Origin of the sequence: Candidatus Pantoea deserta (assembly GCF_003813865.1) — a bacterium.
GTDB lineage: Bacteria > Pseudomonadota > Gammaproteobacteria > Enterobacterales > Enterobacteriaceae > Pantoea > Pantoea deserta.
On the sequence record NZ_RMVG01000011.1, the window covers coordinates 17,874 to 43,365 of the forward strand.

8 protein-coding genes are annotated in these 25,492 nt (G+C 64.0%); 7 read left to right on the forward strand and 1 reads right to left on the reverse strand.

Annotated elements, in window-relative coordinates:
• Nucleotides 1–130 precede the first annotated feature (130 nt).
• The 6 genes from BBB56_RS14290 to BBB56_RS14315 all read left to right on the forward strand — a co-directional run bounded on the left by BBB56_RS14290 (nt 131) and on the right by BBB56_RS14315 (nt 22,427).
• Nucleotides 131–15,916 carry an Ig-like domain-containing protein gene (locus BBB56_RS14290; RefSeq protein WP_123801619.1) on the forward strand — a complete coding sequence of 5,262 codons (15,786 nt, stop codon included), beginning with the start codon at nt 131–133 and terminating at the stop codon, nt 15,914–15,916.
• Between the two features lie 76 nt (nt 15,917–15,992).
• On the forward strand, nt 15,993–17,444 hold the full coding sequence (locus BBB56_RS14295; protein WP_123801620.1) for a TolC family outer membrane protein: 1,452 nt from the start codon (nt 15,993–15,995) through the stop codon (nt 17,442–17,444).
• The gene (locus BBB56_RS14300) at nt 17,441–19,621 is read left to right on the forward strand and encodes a type I secretion system permease/ATPase (protein ID WP_123801621.1); all 2,181 of its coding nucleotides are present in this window, start codon (nt 17,441–17,443) and stop codon (nt 19,619–19,621) included. The genes BBB56_RS14295 and BBB56_RS14300 overlap by 4 nt, the downstream gene beginning before the upstream one ends.
• A complete protein-coding gene (locus BBB56_RS14305) occupies nt 19,618–20,838 on the forward strand; it encodes an HlyD family type I secretion periplasmic adaptor subunit (protein ID WP_123801622.1) in 1,221 nt (406 codons plus the stop codon). Before BBB56_RS14300 ends, BBB56_RS14305 begins: the two co-directional genes overlap by 4 nt.
• A gap of 211 nt (nt 20,839–21,049) precedes the next feature.
• The gene (speB, locus tag BBB56_RS14310) at nt 21,050–21,970 is read left to right on the forward strand and encodes an agmatinase (protein ID WP_123801623.1); all 921 of its coding nucleotides are present in this window, start codon (nt 21,050–21,052) and stop codon (nt 21,968–21,970) included.
• A 49-nt stretch (nt 21,971–22,019) separates the two neighbouring features.
• The gene (locus BBB56_RS14315; protein WP_123801624.1) at nt 22,020–22,427 is read left to right on the forward strand and encodes a YidB family protein; all 408 of its coding nucleotides are present in this window, start codon (nt 22,020–22,022) and stop codon (nt 22,425–22,427) included.
• 42 nt (nt 22,428–22,469) lie between these two features.
• Here the strand turns inward: BBB56_RS14315 and loiP are convergent, their stop codons facing one another.
• Nucleotides 22,470–23,225 (reverse strand): metalloprotease LoiP, encoded by a 756-nt coding sequence (gene loiP / locus BBB56_RS14320; protein WP_123801625.1) that lies wholly within the window; start codon nt 23,223–23,225, stop codon nt 22,470–22,472.
• Between the two features lie 272 nt (nt 23,226–23,497).
• Here loiP and tkt point away from each other — a divergent pair, with 272 nt between their 5' ends.
• A complete protein-coding gene (gene tkt / locus BBB56_RS14325) occupies nt 23,498–25,489 on the forward strand; it encodes a transketolase (protein WP_123801626.1) in 1,992 nt (663 codons plus the stop codon).
• The last annotated feature ends 3 nt before the right edge of the window (nt 25,490–25,492 follow it).

Consider the following 25,492-nt stretch of genomic DNA (forward strand, 5'->3'; position numbering starts at 1 on the left):
TTTCATCAAAAAATATGAGATCGACAAAGAGGGGAGTGAATAGCGCCGGGCGCTATTTACGAACACACCGGGGTCTCAGGATGCCGGGCATTTTTATGAATATTAATAACCTCAGTGGGATATACATAACATGAATAATATCTCAGTAACGCCTAAAGGCGGCACAATCGCCTCGCAGCTGAGTGGCAGCGACGTCAATCTAACCGCTCCGAGTCTGGTTAAGCTCAATCTTAACCGGTCTGACATCAAATCTTTTGCGCGCAACGGTAACGACCTGGTTGTCACAACGAAATCTGGGGAAACAGTTGTTATTCATAATTTTTATAGCCCGGCAGGCGAAAGCGATCTGGTATTGCAGGATGACCAGGGCGCGCTGTGGTGGGTAGAAGATCCAGGCCAGCAGGGCTTCCAGTTTGTTTCCATCGACAGCACAGAAGGGCTGCTGGCGGACAATATTACTAATGATGGCGCGATTGCCGCCTACGGTTTCGGCGGCGCGGCGCTGGCGGGTATTGCCGCGATGTTTGCCGGTGGCGGCGGCGGCGGCGGCAATTCCTCTGAGGCCGCGCCGGCTCCCGGCGATGGCGGCACAGGCGATGGCGGCACAGGCGGCGGCGATACAGGCGGGGGCGATACAGGCGGTGGCGATACCGGCGGCGGCGATACTGGCGGCGGCGATACCGGCGGCGGCGATACCGGCGGGGGCGATACCGGCGGCGGCGATACTACCGCCCCCGGCCCGGTTACTGATTTGCTTATCAGCGACAATGTCGGCAGCGTTCAGGGATCCATCGGCGCAGGTAGCATCACGGATGACAATACGCCAGTCCTGAGCGGAACGGCCGAGGCAGGCGCGGTCATCAGCGTTTATGACGGCAGCACGCTGCTGGGAACGGTAACGGTCAACGCAGACGGCAGCTGGAGCTTTACCTCCCCCACGCTGGCGGACGGCCAGCATAGCCTGACGGTTACGGTAACCGATGCCGCGGGCAACGTCAGTAGCGCCACTAGTCCGGTTAATTTCACCGTTGATACCCTCGCGCCTGAATCCATTGCCGATCTGACGGCAACCAGCAACAACGGCACCCTCGTGACGCCCATCGGGCAGGACAGCGTAACCAGCGATAATACGCCAACGCTTCAGGGAACCGCCGAAGCCGGCAGCACAGTTACCGTTCGCGATGGCGATACCGTGCTGGGCACGGTGACCGCGGGCAGCGATGGCCGCTGGACCTTTACCAGCCCGGCGCTGGAAGAGGGCAGCCATACGCTGAGCATTACCGCGACCGATGCGGCAGGCAATATCAGCCCGGCGACAACCCTCACCTTTACCGTTGATACCCTCGCGCCAGACATCGCCAGCGGATTGCAGCTGACGGATAACGTGGGCGACAGCCAGGGACCCTTGACTTCTGGCGGCTCGACCGATGACAGCACGCCAGTACTGAGCGGCCTGGCGGAAGCGGGGACTCTGGTCCGCGTCTACGACGGCGATACGCTACTGGGTTCGGTCACGGCGGGCGCAGACGGCGGCTGGAGCTTTACCACGCCGGCGCTGAGCAACGGCAGCCACAGCCTGACCGCTACCGTGACCGATGCGGCGGGCAACGTCAGCGCGGCAACCACGCCCATTGTCATTAACGTTGCGGCGGATCTGCCTCCGGCTACCAGCTCGCTGGAAATTACGGATGACAGCGGCAGCACCCTGGTATCGCTGACCAACGGCGCGGCGACTGCGGATAACACCCCGACGCTGAGCGGCGTCGCCGCCGCTAACGCGCTGGTCACCCTCTATAACGGCGATGCGGTGCTGGGCAGCGTCACTGCGGACGCCAGCGGTCAGTGGGCCTTTACGCCGCAAACGCTGGCGGACGGCACCTATGCTTTCCGCGCCACCAGTACCGACGCGGACGGCAACGTGAGCGACACGCCGACCATCACGGTGACTATTGATACGCTGCCGCCGGACGCCGCAGACAATCTGCAACTCAGCAACAACAGCGGTGAGACGGTGACGCCCGTTACGCCTGGCGGGGCGACCAGCGATAATACGCCGGTGCTGAGCGGCACGGCGGAACCGGGCAGCACCGTTACCCTCTTTGACGGCGCTACGCCGCTGGGTACGGCCACGGCAGGCAGTGACGGCAGCTGGAGCTTCACCACCCCGACGCTGACTGAGGGTAGCCACAGCCTGACCGCCACCGTGACCGATGCGGCAGGCAACGTCAGCGAGGCGGGCGCGCCGCTGCTCTTTACCGTCGATACGCTGCCGCCTGCGGCTGCCAGCGGTCTGGTAGTGACAGACGATGCGGGCAGCAGCACCGGCCCCCTGACGTCAGGGGCGACGACCGATGACAGCACGCCGATCCTGAGCGGTCAGGCGGAGCCGGATTCGCTGGTCACTGTTTACGACGGCAGCACGGTCATCGGCAGCGTCACCGTGGGCACTGACGGCAACTGGAGCTTCACCACGCCGCCGCTCAGCAACGGCAGCCACAGTCTGACGCTTACCGTCACCGATGCGGCAGGCAATGTCAGCCCGGCGACCGATGCGTTTGAATTAACCGTGGCGGCCGATTTGCCGCCGGCGACCAGTTCGCTGGCGATTACCGACGACAGCGGTAGTCAGCTGGTAACCCTGGCCGACGGCGACAGCACCAGAGACACGACGCCCGTGCTGACCGGCCAGACCACGGCTGGCGCGCTGGTTATCCTGTACAACGGGGATGAGGCGCTGGGCAGCGTCACCGCAGACGCCAGCGGCCAGTGGAGCTTTACGCCAGAGGCGCTGGCCGACGGCACCTATGCTTTCCACGCCACCAGCACCGACGCGGCGGGCAACGTCACCGACTCCGCTACGCTGAACATCACGGTAGATAGCGTAGCGCCAGAAAGCGCAACGGGCGTTCAGCTCAGCACTGACGCCAGCGGGTCGCCGGTGCCGATCACCTCCGGCTCCACCAGTGACGCCACGCCGGTACTGAGTGGCAGCGCCGAACCAGGCAGTATCATCACGGTTTCTGACGGCGCCACCATGCTGGGCAGCACTACGGCGGGCGACGACGGCGCGTGGAGCTTCACCACGCCGACGCTGGCTGAGGGCGCGCACAGCCTGACCGCCATCGTAACCGATGCCGCAGGCAACGCCAGCGCAGCCTCCGCGCCCGTTAACTTCAGCGTCGATACCACGCCGCCAGCGGCGGCGGCTGATCTGCTGCTCAACGGCAACAGCGGCGGCGTTTCCGTGCCGATCGGCGCGGGCGGCGCGACAAATGACGCCACGCCAGTGCTGAGCGGCAGCGCCGAACCGGGCAGCACCGTAACCGTCTCTGACGGCGACACCGTGCTTGGCAGCGTCACGGCCGCCGACGACGGCAGCTGGAGCTTTACCGTTCCGGCTCTTGACGAGGGCAGCCACAGCCTCACCACCACCGTGACCGATACGGCAGGCAACACAGGACCGGCGTCAGCGGCCATCGACTTTACGCTGGATACCAGCGCGCCAGACGCCGCCAGCGGGCTGGTGGTCACCGATGACGTCGGCGACGACCAGGGAGCGCTGGCGTCGGGCGATACCACCGACGACAGCACGCCAACCCTGAGCGGTCAGGCGGAGGCGGGCAGTCTGATTAATGTCTACGATGGCGACACGCTACTGGGTTCCGTTACCGCCGATGCGCAAGGCGGCTGGAGCTTTACCACCCCGACCCTGAGTAACGGTAGCCATAGCCTGACGGTCACCGTGACCGATACGGCAGGCAACAGCAGCGCGCCAACAGACGCCTTCGATCTGACCGTCGCGGCGGATCTGCCCCCTGCGACCAGTTCGCTGGAAATTAGCGACGACAGCGGCAGCACGGTAGTGCAGCTTGCCAGCGGCGCGACCACCCCGGATACCACGCCGGTGCTGAGCGGCCTGACAGCCGCGAACGCGCTGGTGACGCTCTATAACGGCGATCAGGTGCTGGGCAGCGTGACCGCAGACGCCAGCGGTCAGTGGACCTTCACGCCAGACGCGCTGGCGGACGGGGTTTATGCCTTCCATGCCGTCAGCACGGATGAGGCGGGCAGCGCCACCGATTCCGACACGCTGACCATCACCATTGATTCCGTCGCGCCGGAAGCAGTCGGTAATCTGCAACTGAGCAGCGATGCAGGCGGCTCGACGGTGGCAGTCACTTCCGGGGCGACCAACGACAGCACGCCGGTGCTCAGCGGCAGCGCTGAACCGGGCGCTGTTGTCACCGTCTCCGACGGCGCAACCGTGCTGGGCAGCGTCACCGCCGGCGCAGACGGCGCCTGGAGCTTTACGACGCCGACGCTGGCGGAGGGCGCGCATAGCCTGACCGCCACCGCGACCGATGCGGCAGGCAACGTCAGCGTGCCTTCTGCGCCTGTTACCTTTGATGTCGATACCACGCCGCCAGACGTGGTCGCGGATCTGGTGCTGAGCGACAACCGCGGCATTCTGCTGCCGGTCGCCCCTGGCGGCACCACCAACGATACGTCGCCAATACTGAGCGGGACGGCAGAAGCGGGCAGCACCGTAACCGTGGCTGACGGCGATACCGTACTGGGCAGCGTGACCGTCGGCAGTGACGGCAGCTGGAGCTTCATCACGCCAGCGCTGGGGGAAGGCGGCCACAGCCTGACCGCTACGGTCACTGACGCAGCAGGTAACACTGGCCCGGCGTCCGTCCCGCTGGACTTTAGCGTCGATACCGTCGCGCCTGACGCGCCCGGCGCGCTGGTTGTCAGCGACGACTTCGGCGCTGCGCAAGGCGCGCTGAACTCCGGCGATACCACGGACGACCGCACGCCGACGCTAAGCGGCCAGGCGGAGCCAGATGCGGTTATCAGCATCTATGACGGCGCTACGCTGCTGGGCAATGCCATCGCTGATGTTGCCGGCAACTGGAGCTTCACCACGCCAGTGCTGAGCACCGGCGCTCACAGCCTGACGGCGACGGCGACCGACGCGGCGGGCAACAGCAGTCCGGCGACGACTCCCTTCGATCTGACGATTGAGGGCGGTCTGCCGCCTGCGACGGCGCCGCTGGAAGCCACCGTTGAAGCAGACAGTACGCTGACGCCGATCGTTGACGGCGCTACCACTAACAATGACAGCCCGATCCTGAGCGGCGTCGCCGATCCCAATAGCCTGGTGACGCTCTATGACGGTAACACGGTGTTGGGCAGCGTCACGGCGGATGCCGGCGGCCAGTGGTCCTTCAGGCTCTTTTCTCTCTCTAACGGGCTGCATGTGTTCCTCGCGGTGGCGAACAGCCCGAACGGCAGCACCACCAACGCCGGGCCGCTCACGGTTACCGTGGATACCCTGGCGCCGGACGCGGCGGATAACCTGCAACTCAGCAATAACGAAGGCAGCGCCTCTCTGCCGGTCAGCGCGGGCGGCGCAACCAACGATGCCTCCCCGGTCCTGAGCGGCACCGCTGAGCCAGGCAGTACGGTCACGGTTTCCGATGGCAATACGCTGCTTGGCACCGCCACGGTTAACAGCGACGGAAGCTGGAGCTTTACCTCGCCTACGCTGGCGGAAGGGGCGCACAGCCTGACCACCACCGTCACCGATGCGGCAGGCAATGTCAGCCCGTCCTCCGCGCCGGTAAACTTTACGGTCGATACCATCGCGCCAGCCGCCGCGACCGGGCTGGTCGTGAGCGATAACGCTGGCGACGTTCAAGGACCGCTGACGTCAGGCGCGACCACCGATGACAATACGCCGACCCTGAGCGGTCAGGCGGAAGCGGGCAGCGTGGTCAGCGTCTATGACGGCGATGCGCTGCTGGGCACGGTCACGGCGGGTACCGACGGAAGCTGGAGCCTGACCACCGGCGCGCTGAGCAACGGCGTTCATAGTCTGACGGTGACGGTGACCGACGCGGCGGGCAATATCAGCCCGGCGACCCCGGCGGTGAATCTGAACGTGCAGGCCGACCTGCCGCCTGCGACCACGTCGCTGGAGGCGACCGACGACAGCGGCACCACCCTTGTGGCGCTGGCGGACGGCTCCGCCACGCAGGATGCCACGCCGGTGCTGAGCGGCCTGGCCGCCGCCGGCTCGCTGGTGACGCTCTACAGCGGCGAAACGGCGCTAGGCAGCGTGACGGCGGACGCTAACGGCCAGTGGACCTTTACCCCCGACACGCTGGCGGACGGCACCTATACCTTCCTCGCCACCTTTACCGATGCCGCGGGCAACGTCACGGACTCCGCGCCGCTGACGCTGACCATCGACACCACGCCGCCGGAGGCGGCAACGGGCGTGACCCTGACAGATGCCAGCGGCGATCCGCTTATCAACGGCGTCACGACCAGCACCAGCGCGCCTGTGCTGAGCGGCAGCGCCGAGACGGGCAGCATCGTCACCGTTTCTGACGGCGGCGCTGTACTTGGCTCGACCACGGCGGCAGGCGACGGCAGCTGGAGCTTCACCACCCCGACGCTGACCGAGGGCGATCACAGCCTGACAACCACGGTCACCGATCCGGCGGGCAACAGCAGTCCGGCCAGCGACGCCATTGCGATTACCGTCGATACCTTACCGCCGGCCATCCCGGCTGATGTGTCGCTCAGCAGCAACGTGGGCGACACGCCGGTTCCTGTGGCGTCAGGCGACGCCATCAACGATACCACGCCGGTACTGAGCGGCAGCGCCGAACCGGGCAGCCTGGTCACCGTTTCCGACGGCGATACGCTGCTTGGCTCGGTAACGGTCGGCAGCGACGGCGGCTGGAGCTTTACCACACCGACGCTGGCGGAGGGCGATCATAGCCTGACCGCCGCCGTCACTGACGCAGCGGGCAACAGCAGCGGGCCGTCTGCGCCGCTGCTGGTCACCGTTGATACCACGCCGCCGGTCGCGGCCGCCGATCTGCTGCTGAGCAACGATCAAAGCGGCACGCCGGTCGCCGTAACGGGCGGTATTACTAACGATCCCACGCCGGTGTTGAGCGGCAGCGCTGAGGCGGGCAGCCTGGTGACCGTTTCTGACGGCGATACGGTGCTTGGCTCGGTAACGGTCGGCAGCGACGGCGGCTGGAGCTTCACCACGCCTGCGCTGAGCGAAGGCGACCACAGCCTGACCGCCACCGTCACCGATACGGCGGGCAACAGCAGCCCGGCGACAGAAGCGGTGGCGATTACCATCAGCACCACGCCTCCGGTAGCGGCGGCTAATCTGCTGCTTACCAACGACCAGAGCGGCACGCCGGTGGTATCTGGCGGCGTGACCAACGATGCGACGCCGGTACTGAGCGGCACGGCGGCGGCGAGCAGCGCCATCTCGGTCTACGACGGCGACGCGCTGCTGGGCACCACGACCAGCGACGCGGAGGGTAACTGGAGCTTTACTTCCCCGGCGCTGGACGACGGCGGCCACAGCCTGACGGCGACCGTCACCGATGCCGCCGGTAACGTCAGCGCGCCGACGGAGCCAGTGAGTTTCACCCTCGACACGCTGCCGCCGGTCGCGGCTGCGGAGCTGGCGCTCAGCAACGATCAGAACGGTACGGCGATCGCGGCAGGCGGCATCACCAACGACACCAGTCCGGCGTTGAGCGGCACGGCAGAGCCTGGCGGCATCGTAACCGTCTTTGACGGCGACGCCGCGCTGGGTAGCGCCGCCGTCGATGCCGACGGCAACTGGCGTTTTACGCCAGAAACGCCGCTTGAGGCGGGAGCGCATAGCCTGACCGCCACCGTGACCGATGCGGCGGGCAATACCGGGCCAGCCTCCGATGCCTTTACCTTTACGGTCGATCTCACGCCGCCCGCCGCTGCGGACAACCTGCAAATCAGCAATGACGCCAGCGGTACGCCGGTGGCGATTGCCGCCGGCGGGGCAACCAATGACGCGACGCCGCTGCTAAGCGGCACCGCCGAAGCGGGCAGCACCATTACCGTTTCGGATGGCGATACGGTGCTGGGCAGCGCCACGGTGAACGGCGACGGCAGCTGGAGCTTCAGCGCGCCAGCCCTGAGCGAAGGCGAACACAGTCTGACGGTGGTGGTCACCAACCCGACGGGCAACAGCAGCGCGCCCTCTGAGCCGGTGACCTTTACCGTTGATACCACTGCGCCGACGACGGCGACCGCGCTACAGCTGAGCAGCGACGATAACGGCAATCAGATTGCCGCAGGCGGCGCCACCAACGACACCACGCCGGTGTTAAGCGGCAGCGCCGAAGCGGGCAGCCTCGTCACCCTGTCGGACGGGACCACCGTGCTGGGCAGCGTAACGGCAGGCAGCGACGGCAGCTGGAGCTTTACCTCGCCAGCGCTGGCCGAGGGCGCCCACAGCCTGACCGCCACCGTGACCGATAGCGCGGGCAACAGCAGCGCGCCGTCTGAGCCGTTCGACTTTAACGTCGATCTCACTGCGCCAGTGCTGGCGGATAATTTACAGCTGAGCGACAGCACCGGCACTCTCCTGGTGCCGATTACCGATGGCGGCTTTACCCGCGACACTGCGCCGCAGCTGAACGGCACGGCAGAAGCCAACAGCATTGTCACCATCTATGATGGCGATACCGCGCTGGGCAGCGTCGCCGCTGGCGCGGAAGGCAACTGGAGCTTTATCACGCCCGATCTGGCTAGCGGCGCGCATAGCCTTAGCGTCGTGGTGACCGACCCGGCGGGCAACAGCAGCGGCAATACCCCGACCATCAGCTTTACCGTGGATACCGCTGCGCCTGCCGCCGCGGCCGATCTGCTGCTGACCAATGACGCCAGCGGCGCGGAAATCGGCGACGGCGACCTCACCAGCGACAACACCCCGGTGCTGAGCGGCACGGCAGAAGCGGGCAGCACCGTCACCGTCTATGACGGCGATACGCTGCTGGGCAGCGCCACCGCAGATGATGCGGGCGCATGGCGTTTTGTTTCGCCCGTTTTGAATGACGGCGCGCACAGCCTGAGCGTGACCGTTACCGATGCGGCGGGCAATATCAGCCCGGCCAGCGATGCGATTACCCTCAACGTCGATACCCTGCCGCCTGCCGCCATTACCGGCCTGACGCTGGCGAACATTGCGGATGGCGGCCTGACCAGCATCAACACGCCGGTGGTCAGCGGCGTGGCCGAAGCGGGCACGCTCGTTACCATCGCTGACGGCGATACCGTGCTGGGTTCCGTGACGGCCGCCGACGATGGCAGCTGGAGCTTTACCGCTCCCGCGCTGGATGACGGCAGCCATACGCTGAGCGCGACCGCGACCGACGCGGCGGGCAATATCAGCGCGGCGGCTACGGTCAGCCTGGTGGTGGACGCCACTGCGCCAGCCGCAGCGAACGACGTCAGCCTCAGCAGCGACAACGGCGGCGCGGCGGCGACAATACTGGATGGCGATACCACCAGCGACAGCACGCCGCTGCTGAGCGGCACGGCGGAAGCGGGCGGCGTTGTTAGCGTTTATGACGGCGATACGCTGCTGGGCACCACCACGGTCGGCGCGAATGGTCAGTGGAGCTTTGCGGTCGCCACCCTGACCGACGCGCTTCACAGCCTGAGCGTGACGGTAACGGATGCGGCAGGTAATACCAGCGCCGCCTCAACGCCGATTGACTTTACCGTCGATACCGTTGCGCCGGATGCAACCGTTCTGACGGTCAGCAACGATAGCGGCAGCGCCCTTATCAACGGCGCTACCACCAGCGATAACACGCTATTGCTCACCGGCACCGCTGAAGCCAACAGCCTGGTCACGATCTATGACGGCAACCTGGCCATCGGCTCAATCGTCGCCAGCGACACCGGCGCATGGAGCCTGAGTACGCCAGCGCTGGCGGATGGCGGTCATGCGCTGAGCGCGACGGTCACCGATGAGATCGGTAACGTCAGCGCGCCTTCTGAGTTGTTTACCCTGGTGGTCGATGTCACCCCGCCGGAACCGGCTGGCGATCTGACGCTGCAAACCAGCGGCGGCGCAACGCTGGCGGATGGGGCGATCACCAGCGATAACGCGCCGGCGATCAGCGGCACGGCAGAGGCGAACAGCATTGTGCGTCTCTATGACGGCGAGACACTGCTTGGCTCGGTGGCGGCCGATGCCGGCGGCAGCTGGAGCTTTACGCCCGCCGCGCTTGATGACGGCGTTCATGCGCTGAGCGTGACGGTAAGCGATGCAGCGGGCAACGTCAGCGCCAGCGCGTCGCTGGGATCGATTACCGTTGACACCCTGCCGCCGGACGCGGCGACCTTTGCTATCTATGATACGGCTGGCGCTACGCCGGTGGTTATTGCCGACGGCGGCGACACCGACGATCAAACGCCGGTACTGCGCGGCAACGCCGAAGCGGGCGCCACGGTCAATGTCTACCAGGGCGATACGCTGCTCGGTACGGCCACGGTAAACGAAAACGGCATCTGGCGTTTCGAAACCGGCACCCTTGATGAAGGCACCTATGCCTTCACGGTTTCTGTCACCGACGCGGCGGGTAATACCAGCATCGAAGCCGAGCCGTACACCATCACTATCGATGTCACGCCGCCGCTGGCTATTAGCGATCTGCTGGTGAATGACGATGCGGGCGCGACCACCGGCCCGCTGCTGAGCGGCGCGACTACCGACGACAACACGCCGACGCTGAGCGGAACGGCGGAGCTGGGCAGCATTGTCACCGTCTATGACGGCGCGACGCTGCTGGGCACGGCGGTAACCACGGCGGAGGGAACCTGGAGCTTTACGCCTGCGGCGCTGAGCAACGGACCACACAGCTTTACCCTGACCCAGACGGATGCGGCAGGCAACGTGGGTCCGGTCTCAGAGGCCTTCCTGCTTACCATCGCCAACGGGCTGCCGCCCACCACCAGTACGCTCCAGCTCACGGATGACAACGGCAGTACGCTGGTGGCGCTGACCAACGGCTCGACCACCAACGACGACACGCCCGTACTGAGCGGCGTGGCGACGGAAGGCGACGTCATCTCCATTTATGACGGCGATACCGTGCTGGGGCAGGTTACGGTGGGCGCGAACGGCATATGGAGCTTTACGCCTGAGGCGCTGGCGGAAGGGGCGCACGCCCTCTACATCACCACCCTGGATGCGCAAGGCAATCCGGGGGAAACCTCCGACACCATTAACATCACTGTGGACGTCACTGTTCCGGCCACGGTTGCCGATCTGCTGGTAAGCAATGACGCGGCCGCAACCCCGACAGGCATCGCTAACGGCGGCACCACCAACGACAATACGCCGCTGCTCACTGGCACCACGGAAGCGGGCGCGCTGGTCACCGTGTATGACGGCAACACAGTTATCGGTTCGGCGACGGCGAACGCGGAGGGCGGCTGGAGCTTTAACACGCCGATTCTCACCAACGGCGCTCATGCGCTCAGCGTGACGGTGACGGACATCGCCGGTAACGTCAGCGAGCGCTCGGCGGCGCTCTCCTTTACCGTCGATACCGTAGCGCCAGCCACGGCCACCGGTCTGGTGATCACCAACGACATTACCAGCACGGTGGTGCCGAACGGCGGTTCGACCAACGACAGCTCGCCACTCCTGAGCGGCAACGCCGAGGCGGGCAGCCTGGTTACCCTCTATGACGGTACGACGGCGCTGGGTTCCGTGACGGCAGGCAGCGAGGGAACATGGAGCTTTACCTCTCCTGCGCTGGGTCAGGGCTTGCACAGCCTGTATGCCAGAGTGACGGATGTGGCGGGCAATACCAGCGTCGCCTCGGCGTCGGTGACGGTGACGGTGGATACCATCGCGCCGACGGCCGCGACGCTCAGCGCCAGCAACAACAACGGCGCGACGGCGACGCAGATCCTCAACAACGGTATCACCAACGACAGCACGCCGGCGCTGAACGGAACGGCAGAGGCGGGCGCGCGCGTCACCATTTCTGACGGCACTACCGTGCTGGGCAGCGTGACGGCGGGCAGCAACGGACAGTGGAGCTTTATCACGCCGACGCTGGCCGACGGCGCCCATACCTTGAGCGTGATCGCCACCGATGCGGCAGGCAACAGCAGCGCGCCGACGACGCTGACGCTGACGGTGGCCACTACCGCGCCAGCGCCGGTCGCCGACCTGGCGGTCAGCGATAACGTCGGCGCGATTCAGGGGGCGCTGACCAGCGGAGCCTTTACTGACGACACTACGCCCACCCTGAGCGGCACGGCCAGCGCTGGCAACATCGTTACCCTGTACGACGGCACCACGCTGCTCGGCACGGCAACGGCCGGCGCGGACGGCGCCTGGACCTTCACCACGGGCGCGCTGGCGCAGGGTGAACATACGCTGAACGTGACGGTAACCGACGCGGCGGGCAACGTCAGCCCGGCAACGCCGTTTAACCTGACGGTCGATACCCTTGCTCCGGCGGTGTCAACGCTGGTGGTGACCAACGATGTCGCTGGCGTGGTGGTGCCGAACGGCGGCGCGACCAGCGACAGCACGCCGGTACTGAGCGGCGCGGCGGAAGCGGGCAGCGTCGTTACCCTTTACGACGGCAACGCAACGCTGGGCAGCGTCACCGTGGGCGCAGGCGGCACATGGAGCTTTACGCCAGCGGCGGCGCTCGCCGAGGGCGCGCATTCCCTGAGCGTGACGGTAACGGATGCCGCAGGCAACGTCAGCGGCTCCACCTCTGCCAGCGTGGTTATCGACACCACGGCGCCTGAGGTTACGCTGACGGCAAGTAACAACAACGGCGCTACCCCGGTGGCGATCGCTGGCAACGGCCTGACCAGTGACAGCACGCCGCTGCTCAGCGGCGCGGCGGAAGCGGGCAGCCGCCTCACTATCTCCGACGGCACCACCGTGCTGGGAACGGTGACGGTGGGCAGCAGCGGCCAGTGGAGCTTTATCACGCCGACGCTGGCGGACGGAGCGCATACCCTGAGTGTGACGGCAACCGATGCGGTGGGCAACACCAGCGCGCCCGTGTCGCTGACGCTGACCGTAGACACTGCCCCGCCGGCAGCCGTGACCACGCTGGAGGTCAGGGATAACGTCGGGACGATACAGGGGCTGTTGAGCAATGGCGCGACGACGGACGACAACACTCCGACCCTGAGCGGCACGGCGGAAGCGGGCGCGGTCGTGACCATCTTTGACAATACCACGGCGCTGGGGTCCGTTACGGCGGCCGCGGACGGGACGTGGAGCTTTACTACTGCCGCGCTGAGCAATGGCGTTCATCCGCTGAGCGTGACGGTGCGCGATGCGGCCGGCAATACCAGCGCGCCGTCGGCCACGGTGGCCATTACGGTTGATACGGTCGCGCCGGTAGCATCGACGCTGGTGGTGACCAATGACGTCACCGGTACGGTAGTGGCGAACGGCGGCTCCCTTAACGACAGTACGCCGACCCTGAGCGGCCAGGCAGAGGCGGGCAGTCGCATCACCCTCTATGACGGCACAACCTTGCTGGGCACGGCGACGGCAGGCAGCAGCGGCGCATGGAGCTTTACCACCGGCGTACTGAGTAACGGCACCCATCCGCTGAGCGTAACGGTTACGGATCTGGCGGGTAACGTCAGTAGCGCCACCACGGCCAGCGTCATCGTGGATACGGTTGCGCCTGCGGCGGTAACGGCGCTGGCGCTCAGCAACAACAACGGCAGCACGCCGGTCGCGATCCCCGGCGGCGGTATTACCAACGACAGCACGCCGCTGCTGAGCGGCGCGGGCGAGGCGGGCGCGAGGATCAACGTCTACGATGGCGCGACTCTGCTGGGCACCACCACCGTCGGCAGCAACGGTCAGTGGAGCTTTGTCTCTCCGACCTTAAGTAACGGGGCGCACACCCTGAACGTGATCGCGACCGATGCGGCAGGCAACAGCAGCCCAGGCGCCTCCGTCACGCTGACGGTCGATACCCTGGCGCCAGCGGCCAGTACGCTGGTGATCACCAACGACACGGTGACGCCAAACGTCACGGTGCCGAGCGGCGGGGCGACGCGCGATACCACTCCGGTACTGAGCGGGGTGGCGGAAGCGGGCGCGCTGGTCAGAATCTATGACGGCACAACCCTGCTGGGAAGCGTTACGGCGGGTACGGGCGGCGCGTGGAGCTTTACAACGGCCACGCTGACGCAGGGAACCCATCCGCTGAGCGTGACGGTAACTGATACCGCAGGTAATGTCAGCGCGACGACCTCAGCCAGCGTCATCGTTGACAGTGTGGTGCCAACGGCGGTCAGCGGGCTGGCGATTAACACCGCAGGCACCACGCTGACCGGTACAGGGGAGGCGGGCGCAACCGTCACGGTACGCGATGCGGGCGGCAACGCCATCGGCAGCGGCACCGTGGCGGCGAACGGCAGCTTCTCGGTGGCGCTGACCACGGCGCAAACCACCGGCGCGACGCTGTCGGTGACGCAGGTCGACAGTGCGGGCAACGTTTCGCCTGCCGCCACGGTGCTGGGCGCAATCCGCGTGATCGCGACCAATGATGTGACCGAGGTCGATTACGCTACCCAGACGGGTACCATCACGAACGCCAATACCAGCGCCAGCGGAACTGCGCTGCTGAACGTCAACCTGGGCGGCGCGATTACGCTGGGCGTGTTGCAGAGTGCGGGCGCATATCAGTTCAGCGTCGGCGCGGGCGACACCCGTACCGTGACGCTGCACGCGTCAGCGACCAGCCTGGTCGCGCTGACGTCAACCTATACGCTCTATCTCTATCAGCAGCAGGCGAACGGTACCTGGACGGTGAAATCGACCAACGCCAACTACATCTCCACCTTCCTGACGGTGGGCACGCAGTCAGGCGGTAACGTGACCTACAGCAACCTCGGCACCGGTAACTACGCCGTGCTGCTGGGCACCAGCAGCGGCGTGGGCGTTCTGCCGACGACGACCGTGACCACCACGTCCGATATTACGACGCTGGCGGTGACGGTGGCGGCAAGCGTCACTGGCAATCTGCTGACCAACGACACCAGTTCGGTGGCGGGCACGATACCGACAGGCACGCTGGTCACCACGGTATCAGGCGGCGCAGTGGCAAGCACAGGCAATACGGTGATCAACACCACGTACGGCACCCTGACCATTGATGCCAAAGGAAATTACACCTATGCGCTGAAGGCCGGTCTGGATGCCGACTCGCTGCCTGCCGCCGACGTGTTCACCTATTCGGTGCGCGACGCCAGCGGCGCGGTCACCTCAGCCACCCTGACCGTCGATCTGCATAACGGTCCGGCGACCACGCTGCTGTCGATCAACAGCCTGTTTGCCGAAACCACCGTTGATGACGGCACCACGGCGAGCGGCAGCATCTACGGCGACAGCACGGCAACCCATAGCGGCGCGCTGAGCATCACCAACGAGAGCGGCCAGACCACCGCCGTCAGCAGCAGCGGTATTACGCTGGTGGCGGGCGACTACGGCACCCTGAGCATCTCCGCAGACGGTCACTACACCTACACGCTGAACACAGCCGTGAACGTGCAGGAGATTGCGCATAAAGAGGTGTTCAGCTACAGCCTGGCGGCGGCTGACGGCACCATTACCACCAACAGCTTCACCATTGAGCTGCATCCCACCATCACCGGCACGGCGAGCGCGGATGCGCTGATCAGCAGCGCCTACGACGACACCATCACCGCTGGCGCAGGCACCGATACCCTGGTGTATCACCTGCTGAACAGCGCCGATGCCGTCGGCGGCAACGGGCATGACACCTGGACCGATTTCTCTGTGGCCGACGGCGACAAGATTGACGTCAGCAGTCTGCTGGTGGGCTGGAACGACAGCAGCAACGTCAATGACTTCGTGAAGGTGGACCACACTGCGGACGGCAATACCGTGCTGTCAATTGACCGCGACGGCACCGGAACCGCCTACAGCAGCACGCAGCTGGTCACGCTGGAGGGCGTTAACGTTTCACTGGAGGAGCTACTGCAACAACCGCACCAGAACCCGGCGGCGTAAGCGCCGTTATGTCTGGCAGGGAAGCACTATCGGGCGCAGGGATGCGCCCCTTTCTCTAACTGACGAGTGGAATACGATGGATCGGATGCAATCAAGCGCAATATATCGCCGTTCTTTTACGCGCAGCGTTCTCTGTGCTGGCATCGCTTTTTTTACCTTTTCCTCTCTGGCGGCCGCCAGCGACACCTTGCAGACGGCCAGTCAGATCAACGCAACCGGCCTGGCGCAGCAGCCGGATCTCCCATCCTTAACCGGCGCCAGCGCTGAACCCGCGCTGGCGCGCGTGCCGGAGACGCTGACGGTCAGTCAGGCCGTGCAGCGCGCGATTCAGTGGCATCCCGATATAGCCGAGGCGGTGGGAAAGCTGCGCGAGCAGGCCAGCCAGGTAGACGTGGCTAAGGCGAAATACTATCCACAGGTCAGCGCCGGTATGAACAACGGCTACAGCAACGCCTACAGCGAAAAGGGCTTTAGCCCCTCTTTTGTGCTGTCGGTTTCTCAGATGCTCTACGACTTTGGCAAGGTGAGCAGTTCGGTGCGCTCCGCTGAAGCGGGGGTCGCGCAAGAGCAGGCCAACGTGCTGGTGAGTATTGATACTGTGGCGCACGACGCGGCGGCGGCCTTGATTCAGGTGCAGGGCTATCAGCAGCTGGTGAAAATCGCCCGGCAGCAGCTGACGGCCCTGACGAAAATCGGCGATCTCGCTCGCCAGCGCAACGATGAGGGCGCGGCTTCGCTCTCTGACGCGACGCAAACCGACGCGCGTATCGAAGGCGCGCGCACCACCCTTACGCAGTATCAGGCCAGCCTGAACCGCTGGCGCGCCACCCTGGCCACCTATCTCGGCTGGCCAGTGGTGAAGCAGGTCAGCGACGATTTTCCTGCCGGGCTGATGCGCGCCTGCGAGACGTCTCAGGCGGACGACCGCCTTATCCCGGCGGTGCTTGCCGCCTGGGCGCAGGCCACGCAGGCGCAGGCGAAGCTCGATAACGCCAATGCGCAAATGCTGCCGACCGTATCGCTGGAGCCGCAGGTGACGCACTATCTTAACGACCACTACGCCAACAGCCAGACGCTGGACCGCACGCAATATTCGGCCTGGGTTAAAGTTGAAATGCCGCTCTATCAGGGCGGCGGCTTGACCGCCAGCCGCGACGCGGCCGCCAGCGCGGTCAACGCCGCCAATGCCGCCGTTAACTCCGCGCGCCTCAAGGCGCGTCAGCAGCTGAGCGAATCGCAGAGCGAGTCGCAAAGTCTGGCGCTCAGCCTGGCTATCCAGGCGCGGCAGCAGCGGCTTGGCGAAAAGACCCAGGAACTCTACCAGGACCAGTATCTGCAACTCGGCACGCGTCCGCTGCTCGACGTGCTCAATGCCGAACAGGAAGTGTTCCAGACGCGATTCACGCTCCAGCAAACCATCAGCCAGTTACGCTCGCTACAGCTCGACTGCCTTTACAGCACCGGGCATATGCGCTCAGCCTTTGCCCTGAATAATCAGCGGATCCAGTCCGTGGAGATCCAGCCATGACGCAAATGCAGCTTCCAGACTCGCCTGCGGGCAAGCCCGAACGGGCCGACAGCGGGGTGCCGCTCCAGGGGTGGGCCACCGCGATTATCCTGATCGCCGCGCACTATCGGTTGCCCTGTTCGCCGGGCATGATCCTTGCCGCCAGCGAGTGGCAGGGCAGGCAGACGCGCGATAAAGCGCTGCGTCACCTGGCGCGTCAGGCCGGTCTCTCTCTACAGCTGTATGAAGAGAACAAATGGGAGATTAACCACTGGCGTCTGCCGCTGGCGGTAGAGCTGGCGGACGGTCAGGTGGGGGTTATCACCAGTTTTGACGGCGATGACGAGGTGCGGGTGCACTTCAGCGGCGACGAACAGCCCACGCCGCTGTCGCTGGCGGCGCTGCTGCCGGACATCCGCTTCGCCGCGGCCTTTCGTCCTCTGACCGCGGCGAAAGACAGCCGCGTCGATCGCTATCTGGAGACCATCAAGCCCGACTGGCTGCGCCGTCTGGTGCTGCGCGATCTGCGGCCCTACGGCTATGTCATGCTGGGATCTTTTTTGATCAACCTGCTGGCGCTGGTGGGCATTATCTTCTCTATGCAGGTTTACGATCGGGTGATCCCGGCTCAGTCCTATCCCACCCTCTATGTGCTGTATGGCGGGGTGATCATCTCGGTGATCTTCACCTATATCCTGCGCGTCGGACGCGATCACGTCACCGATCTGCTTGGCAAACGCGCCGATATGCGCGTGTCCGATCGGGTATTCGGTCACGCGCTGCGCCTGCGCAACAGCGCCATTCCGCGCTCCACCGGCACCTTTATTTCCCAGCTGCGCGAGCTGGAGGCGATCCGCGAGATGGTGACGTCGACCACCGTCACCTCTATCGTCGATATGCCGTTTTTCCTGCTGTTTTTGCTGGTTATGGCCATCATTGCGCCGCAGCTGGCGTGGATCGCCCCGGTCGCGGTGATCCTGATGATCCTGCCTGGGCTGCTGAAGCAGAAAACCCTGGCGAAGCTGGCGCATCAGGCGCTGAAAGAGTCGACGCTGCGCAACGCGGTGCTGGTGGAGAGCGTGCAGGGGCTGGAAGACATCAAGCTGATGCAGGCGGAAGACCGCTTTCTGCAACAGTGGAACAGCTATATCCGCATTACCGCGCAGTCCGGCGTGGAGATGCGCAAGGTGATGCACTCGCTGATCAGCTGGGGCGTGACGGTGCAGGGGCTGGTGTATGCCAGCGTGATCGTTATCGGCGCGCCAATGGTGATCAACGGCGACATCACGACCGGCGCGATCGTCGCGGCGTCGCTGCTCTCGTCGCGCATGATCGCTCCTATGGGCACGCTGTGCGGCGTGCTGGCGCGCTGGCAGCAGGTTAAGGCGGCGAAAACCAGCCTCGACGCGCTGATGGCGCTGCCGGTTGAAAACAGCAAGGATGAAACCCGCATTCACGCGCCGGTGCTGTTTGGCCACTATCACTTCAGCGAGGCGATGTTTCGCTACTACAGCGACTCCGCTACCATCGCGCTGCGCATCAAAAGCCTTACCATCAAGCCCGGCGAGCGCGTCGCGGTGCTGGGCCGCAACGGCTCCGGTAAATCGACGCTGTTGCAGGCGATGATTGGCGGCATGGATCTGGCAGGGGGCGAACTGCGGCTCGACAACCTGAGCCTGCCGCATATCGATCTGGCGGACGTGCGGCGCAACGTCGGCCTGATGACGCAGAATGCGCGGCTGTTTCACGGCACGCTGCGCGAGAACCTGACGATGGGCGCGGCGCACGCCAGCGATGAGGCGATCTTTGCCGCGCTGACAGTCAGCGGCGGCGCGGATTTTATCCGTCGTCTGCCGCTCGGTCTCGATCAGCCGGTGATGGAGGGCGGCGTCGGGCTGTCCGGCGGCCAGCGGCAGTCGGTGCTGCTGGCGCGCATGCTGCTGCGCGATCCCAATATTGTGCTGCTGGATGAGCCGACCGCCTCGCTGGACGATCACACCGAAAAAGAGTTTATCGAACGGCTTGGTCAGTGGCTGAACGGCCGCACGCTCGTGGTCGCCACCCACCGCGCCGCCATTCTGGCGCTGGTGGATCGCGTGCTGGTATTAAAAGAGGGGCAGCTGGTGATGGACAGTCCAAAAGAGAGCGCGCTGCCGCCCGCGCGCGCGGCGCTGAATCGTCCGGAGGATCAGGCATGAGCGAGCTGTCAACAAAGCTGCGGCTGGCGGCGCCGGAACGGGAAAGCGCCGAGGATCTCAACGGCGATCTCCACTCGGAAACCTACTACACCGGCGCGGTACGGCTGATAGCGATTAGCGCCGTTCTGCTGCTGGCGGGGCTGATCTGGGCGTGGTTCGGCGTGCTGGATGAGGTCTCGACCGGCACCGGCAAAGTGATCCCCAGCTCGCGCGATCAGGTGCTGAGTTCGCTGGAGGGCGGCATTCTGGCCGAGCTGCACGTGCACGAAGGGGATCGGGTGCAGGCCGGGGAGATCGTGGCGAAGCTCGATCCCACCCGATCCGTCTCCAGCGTCGGCGAGAGCGCGGCCCGCTATCGCGCCGCGCTGGCGGCCAGCGCGCGCCTCTACGCCGAAGTGAACGATCGACCTCTGCGCTTTCCTGATGAGCTAAAGGCCTTTCCCGATCTGATCGCGTCGGAAACCCGGCTCTACACCACCCGACGGGCGCAGCTGAAAGATTCCACCGCGCAGATCCAGCAGTCCCTTGAGCTGGCTAACCGCGAGCTGGCGATTACCCAGCGGCTGGCGAAAACCGGCGCGGCCAGCAGCGTTGAGGTGCTGCGACTCCAGCGCGACCGATCCGATCTGGAGCTGAAACTCACCGATATGCGCTCGCAATATTATGTGCAGGCGCGCGAGGATCTGGCGAAGGCGTCGGCGGAGGCGGACAGCCTGGCGCAAACGGTAAAAGGGCGTGAGGATACCGTTAGCCGACTGACGCTGCGCTCGCCCATGCGCGGCATCGTGAAAAACATCAAGGTGACTACCGTAGGCGGGGTGATCCCGCCTAACGGCGAGCTGATGAATATCGTACCAATGGACGATCGTCTGCTGATCGAGGCGCGCCTGTCGCCGCGCGATATTGCGTTTATTCATCCAGGGCAGAAGGCGCTGGTGAAGATCTCTGCCTATGATTACGCCATATACGGCGGGCTGCATGGGGTGGTGGAGAGCATCTCGCCGGATACTATTCAGGATGAGGTGAAGCCGGAGATTTACTACTACCGCGTCTTTATTCGCACCGACACCGACTATGTGCAGAACAAAGCCGGACGCCGCTTCTCTATCAGCCCTGGTATGGTCTCCACGGTGGACATCAAAACCGGCGAGAAAACCGTGATGGATTATCTGATCAAGCCGTTCAATCGGGCCAAAGAGGCGCTGCGTGAGCGTTAACCTCTGCCGGTTGCTGTTGCGTTTAGACGACCCAGGCCACACTGATTGCAGGCTAAGTCGATCTTCAGGATAATCTTGTCAGATAACGCGTATTCAACTCCCTTCCACGTCGGGCTTAACGACGTGGAGGGGATTTTTTTATCAGGCGATGATTTCCCTGCAACGTGACGCTGGGCGGCGAGAGGCCGCTCAGCGGACAAAGAGGCGATTTATGTACAATACACTGAATAATCAATACGACAACTCACTGGTTTCCAACGCGTTTGGCTTTATGCGTTTTCCAGTGAACTTTCAGCCTTACAGCAGCGACGCCGAGTGGGTGATTACCGGCGTGCCCTTTGACGCCGCCACCTCAGGTCGTCCAGGCAGTCGTTTGGGACCGGGCGCTATTCGCCAGATCTCGACCAATCTGGCCTGGGAAGGCTGTCGCTGGCCGTGGCAGTTCGATCTGCGTCAGCGCCTTAACGTCGTGGACTGCGGCGATCTGGTCTATGCCTTCGGCGATTCGCAGGACCTTTCCGACAAGCTTCAGGCGCATGCGGAAAAACTGCTGGCGAACGGCAAACGTATGCTGACCTTCGGCGGCGACCACTACGTCACGCTGCCGCTGCTGCGCGCCCACGCGAAACATTTCGGCAAGCTGGCGCTGGTGCACTTTGACGCGCATACCGATACCTATTCCAACGGACCGACCTTTGACCACGGCACCATGTTCTTTACCGCGCCGAAAGAGGGGCTGATCGATCCGCAGCATTCGGTGCAGATTGGCATTCGTACCGAGTTCGACAAGAGCCTGGGCTTTAACGTGCTGGATGCGGCGCAGGTGAACGATCGCAGCGTGGATGACATTCTGGCGGAAATTAAGCGCACCGTGGGCGATATGCCGGTCTACCTGACCTTTGACATCGACTGTCTGGACCCGGCGCACGCGCCCGGCACCGGCACGCCGGTTATCGGCGGCCTGACCACCGACAAAGCCACCAAACTGGTGCGCGGCCTGCAAGGGTTGAACATTGTGGGCATGGATCTGGTCGAAGTCGCGCCGGGCTACGATCACGCCGATCTCACCTCGCTGGCCGCGGCGACGCTGGCGCTGGATATGCTGCACGTTCAGGCGGCGAATAAAGGCTAATTATCTAATCAGGGCGCGAACAGGCGCCCGCTTATTTCTGGAGAACATCATGGGATTACTCGATCAGCTTGTAGGGGCGTTAGGCAACGGCAACGGACGCAACACCCTGGGTGAACTGGAAGCGGTATGGCACTGGGTGCAGGAGCAGGGCGGCGTTGAAGCGCTGCTGCAAAAGTTTCAGCAGGGCGGCCTGGGCGAAATTCTGGCTTCCTGGATCGGCAATGGCGGCAACCAGTCGGTGAGCGGCGGAGAGCTGAAATCGGCGTTGGGCGAAGAGGCGTTGCAGTCGCTGGCGCAAAAGCTGGGCACCGATGTGAACGGCGCCTCCGGCACGCTGGCTGAGCTGCTGCCGCAGTTAATCGATCGTCTTTCACCGCAGGGCGAAATCCACCCGCAGGCGGCGCAGAACAATCAGCTCGATCTGGCGTCGCTGGTCGGACAGCTGTTTAAGCGTTAACACCCGGATGAGGCGCGCTGTCACATCACAGCGCGCCTCCGCTTATTTTCCGCCGTCCGCCGCGATGCGCTCGCGAATATGCTGCGCGCGCGCCGCCGAGTCCGGATGGGAATCAAACAGGCTGCTCTGCTGGCCCTGCTGCATTTTCGCCAGTTTCTCGAAGCTGGTGGCCAGACCCATCGGATCGATGCCGCGCTTTTTCAGTAGGTCGTAAGAGTAGTCATCCGCCTGAGACTCCTGCGTTTGCGAGAACTGGGCGTTAACCAGCTGCTCGCCCATATCCCCCAGCTGCGACTGCGACAGCGAGCCGATAATACCGCCAACCGACGAGGCCGCAGTGCGCGCCGCCGTGGTGCCGAATGCCACCTGCATCGCTTTGCGCGTATGGCCCAGCGCCACGTGTCCCATCTCATGGCCCAGCACGCCTTCGACTTCATTGTCATCCATCATATCCATCAGGCCGCTGTAGACGCGGATACAGCCATTCGCCATTGCCCAGGCGTTGACGTCTTTGGTGACGTAAACCTTATAGTTGGCCGGCGTGCCGTTGATATTGTCGCCCAGCGCGGCGGCGATCTTGTTGAGACGCTGCTGGTAGGTGCTGTCCGCAGGCGCAAGCTGATTCTCTTTGTCCATCTGTGCGCAGGATTGATCGCTAAGCTGTTTCACCTGCGCGTCATTGAGGGTATAAGCCTGAAAAGCCTGCGCCCCCGACTGTAGCAGCGCGTTATTGTCCATTCCCTGACAGCCGCTGAGCAGCGCCGCCAGAGAGACTGCAACCATTCCTGGAATCTTCATCGTTAAGTCCCGTACATAACAAGGTAAGAAAAACAGGCACCTGAAAAAAGGCCAGGCGCCGCAACGGATCGGTTATAGCGTGCAGGAGGCGACTGCGCTAGCAGATAATGCCCTAAATGCCAGACGGAACGGCGACAATTAGCACGGCACGCATGTACTTTTGCCCCGATTTTCATGTACATTGATGAGCGACTTTTTTCTTGTTTTGCCTGATAAACCATTAATAACAATGAGTTAAAAAGGTGAATCATTCATCCGACCTGGAGTAGAAAATGCCCTCTCGTAAAGAGCTTGCCAACGCCATTCGCGCGTTAAGTATGGACGCAGTACAGAAAGCCAAATCGGGACATCCGGGGGCCCCGATGGGTATGGCCGATATCGCCGAGGTGCTGTGGCGCGGCTACCTGAACCATAATCCGACCAACCCGCAGTGGGCCGATCGCGATCGCTTCGTGCTGTCTAACGGCCACGGCTCTATGCTGATTTACAGCCTGCTGCACCTCACCGGCTACGATCTGCCGATGAGCGAGCTGCAAAATTTCCGTCAGCTGCACTCAAAAACTCCAGGTCACCCGGAATACGGCTACACCCCAGGCGTTGAAACCACCACCGGTCCGCTGGGCCAGGGGATCGCCAACGCGGTGGGCTTTGCGATCGCCGAGCGCACGCTGGCGGCACAGTTTAACCGTCCGGGTCACGACATCGTCGATCACAACACTTATGTGTTTATGGGCGACGGCTGCATGATGGAAGGGATTTCCCACGAGGTCTGCTCGCTGGCCGGCACGCTGAAGCTGGGCAAACTGGTGGCGTTCTACGACGATAACGGCATCTCTATCGACGGCCATATCGACGGCTGGTTCACCGACGACACCGCAAAACGTTTCGAAGCCTACGGCTGGCACGTGGTGCGCGGCGTGGACGGTCACGATGCGGACGCGATCGCTAAGGCGATTGAAGAGGCGAAAGCGGTCAGCGACAAGCCTTCGCTGCTGATGTGCAAAACCGTGATCGGCTTCGGCTCGCCGAACAAAGCCGGCACCCACGACTCGCACGGCGCGCCGCTGGGCGACGACGAAGTGGCGCTGACGCGTAAACAGCTGGGCTGGGAACACGCGCCTTTCGTTATCCCGTCAGAAATTTACGCCGAGTGGGACGCGAAAGAAGCGGGCAAGGCAAAAGAAGCCAAGTGGGACGAGAAGTTCGCCGCCTACGCGCAGGCTTTCCCGGAGCTGGCCGCCGAGTTCAAACGTCGCGTCAGCAACGAACTGCCGGCTAACTGGCAGGAAGAGTCGCAGAAATTTATCGAACAGCTTCAGGCCAGTCCGGCGAAAATCGCCAGCCGTAAAGCCTCGCAGAACGCCATTGAAGCGTTCGGCAAGCTGCTGCCGGAATATCTGGGCGGTTCTGCCGACCTGGCGCCGAGCAACCTGACCATGTGGTCTGGCTCTAAGCCGATCAACGTTGACCTGGCGGGCAACTATATTCACTACGGCGTGCGCGAATTCGGTATGACCGCTATCGCTAACGGCATCGCGCTGCATGGCGGCTTCCTGCCTTACACCGCGACCTTCCTGATGTTCGTCGAATACGCGCGCAACGCGGCGCGTATGGCGGCGCTGATGAAGATTCGCCAGATCATGGTCTACACCCACGACTCTATCGGTCTGGGCGAAGACGGTCCGACGCACCAGCCGGTCGAGCAGCTGGCCAGCCTGCGCACCACGCCGAACATGAGCACCTGGCGTCCGTGTGACCAGGTTGAATCCGCGGTGGCGTGGAAATACGCTATCGAGCGTAAAGATGGCCCAAGCGCGCTGATCTTCTCGCGTCAGAACCTGGCGCAGCAGGAGCGCACCCCGGAGCAGCTGGCGAATATCGCGCGCGGCGGCTATATCCTGAAAGACTGCGACGGTCAGCCGCAGCTGATCCTGATCGCCACCGGTTCCGAAGTTGAGCTGGCGGTGGCGGCCTGGGACAAGCTGAGCAGCGAAGGCATCAAGGCGCGCGTGGTCTCTATGCCGTCTACCGACGCCTTCGATAAGCAGGATGCGGCCTATCGCGAAGCGGTGCTGCCGAAGGCCGTGGGCGCGCGCGTGGCTATCGAGGCGGGCATCGCTGACTACTGGCAGCGTTATACCGGCCTGCACGGCGCGGTGGTGGGCATGACCACCTTCGGCGAATCTGCCCCGGCAGAGAAGCTGTTTGAGGTGTTTGGCTTTACCGTCGACAACGTTGTCGCGCAGGCGAAAGCGGTACTGTAAGGC

What these genes read in the sequence shown, in the direction of transcription:
- loiP (WP_123801625.1), bottom strand. Translation starts at nt 23,225, where the DNA reads ATGAAGATTCCAGGAATGGTTGCAGTCTCTCTGGCGGCGCTGCTCAGC.
- BBB56_RS14290 (WP_123801619.1), top strand. Translation starts at nt 131, where the DNA reads ATGAATAATATCTCAGTAACGCCTAAAGGCGGCACAATCGCCTCGCAG.
- BBB56_RS14315 (WP_123801624.1), top strand. Translation starts at nt 22,020, where the DNA reads ATGGGATTACTCGATCAGCTTGTAGGGGCGTTAGGCAACGGCAACGGA.
- BBB56_RS14305 (WP_123801622.1), top strand. Translation starts at nt 19,618, where the DNA reads ATGAGCGAGCTGTCAACAAAGCTGCGGCTGGCGGCGCCGGAACGGGAA.
- BBB56_RS14295 (WP_123801620.1), top strand. Translation starts at nt 15,993, where the DNA reads ATGGATCGGATGCAATCAAGCGCAATATATCGCCGTTCTTTTACGCGC.
- speB (WP_123801623.1), top strand. Translation starts at nt 21,050, where the DNA reads ATGTACAATACACTGAATAATCAATACGACAACTCACTGGTTTCCAAC.
- BBB56_RS14300 (WP_123801621.1), top strand. Translation starts at nt 17,441, where the DNA reads ATGACGCAAATGCAGCTTCCAGACTCGCCTGCGGGCAAGCCCGAACGG.
- tkt (WP_123801626.1), top strand. Translation starts at nt 23,498, where the DNA reads ATGCCCTCTCGTAAAGAGCTTGCCAACGCCATTCGCGCGTTAAGTATG.